The sequence below is a fragment of the Micromonospora sp. NPDC051296 genome, assembly GCF_040682255.1.
GTDB lineage: Bacteria > Actinomycetota > Actinomycetes > Mycobacteriales > Micromonosporaceae > Micromonospora > Micromonospora craterilacus.
Genome location: NZ_JBFBAO010000609.1, coordinates 1 through 2107, shown reverse-complemented (window position 1 = coordinate 2107; position 2107 = coordinate 1). Strand labels below are relative to the sequence as shown.

Here is a 2107-nt window from a genome sequence, read left to right as displayed (position 1 = left end):
GGAGAGGAACAGGGCGCCGGACTGGGACTCGATCTGCTGCTCGACCATCATCCGCATCGCCGCGTCGGACTCCTCGTCGAATTCGCGGCCCCGCGCGGCGGCGGCCTGCCGGGCCACGATGGACAGCACCCCGGCCAGCTGCGCCGGGCCCATCACCGCTGACTTCGCGTTCGGCCAGGTGAACAGGAACCGGGGCTCGTACGCCCGCCCGCACATGCCGTAGTTGCCCGCGCCGTACGAGGCGCCCAGGTTCACCGTCAGGTGCGGCACGGTCGAGTTCGACACCGCGTTGATCATCAGGGCACCGTGCTTGATGATGCCGCGCTGCTCGTACTCGGTGCCGACCATGTAGCCGGTGGTGTTCTGGAGGAAGATCAGCGGGGTGTCGGCGGCGTTGGCCAGCTGGATGAACTGGGTGGCCTTCTGCGCCTCCTCGCTGAACAGCACGCCCCGCGCGTTGGCGAGTACACCGACCGGGTAACCGTGCAGCTCGCCCCAGCCGGTGACCAGCGCGGTGCCGTAGGCCGGCTTGAACTCGTCGAACTCGCTGCCGTCGAGAACCCGGGCGAGCACCTCGCGCGGGTCGAACGGCACCTTGAGGTCGGCGCTGACGATGCTGAGCAGCTCCTCGGGGTCGTACCGGGGCGGTCGGGGGAACGCGGTCCGCGGCGGGGGTCCCTGCTTGCGCCAGTTCAACCGGCGTACGCACTGCCGGGCCAGCCGGATGCCGTCCCGCTCGTCGGCGGCCAGGAAGTCGGCCAGGCCGCTCCTGGTGGCGTGCATGGCCGCGCCGCCCAGCGACTCGTCGTCGGCGTCCTCGCCGGTGGCCATCTTCACCAGCGGCGGCCCGGCCAGGTAGACCTGCGACCGCTCCCGGATCATGATGGTGAAGTCCGACATCCCGGGCACGTACGCGCCGCCGGCGGTGGCGTTGCCGAAGACCACGCTGACCGTGGGGATCTTCTCGGCCGAGAGCCGGGTCAGGTCGCGGAACACCCGGCCGCCTGGAATGAAGATCTCCGCCTGGGTGGGCAGGTCGGCGCCGGCCGACTCGACCAGGTTGACCATCGGCAGCCGGTTCGCGAGGGCGATCTCGCCGGCCCGCCGGGTCTTGGCGAGGGACCAGGGGTTCACCGCTCCGCCGCGTACCGTCGGGTCGTTGGCGACGACAAGGCACTCCACGCCCTCGACCACACCGATCCCGGTCACCACGCTGGCCCCGACCGGGAAGTCGGTGCCGTACGCGGCGACCGGCGACAGTTCCAGGAACGGGCTGTCCACGTCCAGCAGCAGCTCGATGCGTTCCCGGGAAAGCAGCTTGCCGCGCTGGTGGTGCCGGGTCACGTACCTCTCGCCGCCGCCCGCCCGCGCCTGATCGAGCGCGACGTCCAGCTCCGCGAGGCGCTCCAGCAACGCCTCCCGGTTGGCCCGGTGGGGCGGCGAGGCGGGGTCGACCGCGCTGTCCAGTGTGGTCACAGGCCGATGCCCTTCGCGACGATCTCGTTCATGATCTCGGTGGTGCCGCCGCCGATGCCGAGGATCCGGGCGTCCCGGTAGTGCCGTTCCACCTCGGCGTCGCGCAGGTAGCCGAAGCCGCCGTGCAGTTGCAGGGCCTGGTCGACGACCCAGTCGCCGGCGGCCACGGCCACGTTCTTCGCCATCGCCACCTCGGTCACCACCGGCTCGCCGGCCGCGACCCGGGCGGCGACCTGGTGCACGTACGCCCGGGCCGCCTCGGCGCGGGTGTGCATCTCGGCCAGCCGGTGCCGGACCAGCTGCCGGCTGGCCAGCGGCCGGCCGAAGGTGGACCGGTCCCGGCACCAGGTCACGGCCAGCTCGACGCAGCGCTGCGCGATGGCGTACGCGTGGGTGGCCAGGGAGAGCCGTTCGGCGGCGAACTGCTGCATGATCGCGAGGAAGGCGGTGTCCTCCTCGCCGATCCGGTTCGCCACCGGGACGCGTACGTCGACGAAGGAGAGTTCGGCGGTGTCCGAGCAGTGCCAGCCGAGCTTCTCCAGCCGCCGCCCGACGGTGAACCCGGGCGTGCCCTTGTCGATCACCAGCAGGCTCAGCGCCCCGTCGCCCGGCTGGCCGGTGCGGACCGCCG

Annotated in this window: 2 protein-coding genes; both read right to left on the bottom strand. The window is 72.0% G+C overall.

What is annotated here, in order from left to right:
* A partial coding sequence (locus tag AB0M52_RS33460; RefSeq protein WP_363961847.1) for an acyl-CoA carboxylase subunit beta occupies positions 1-1476 on the bottom strand: 1476 nt, incomplete at its 3' end.
* The coding region (locus AB0M52_RS33455; protein WP_363961846.1) for an acyl-CoA dehydrogenase family protein at positions 1473-2107 on the bottom strand (635 nt) is incomplete at its 5' end. The genes AB0M52_RS33460 and AB0M52_RS33455, both read right to left, overlap by 4 nt.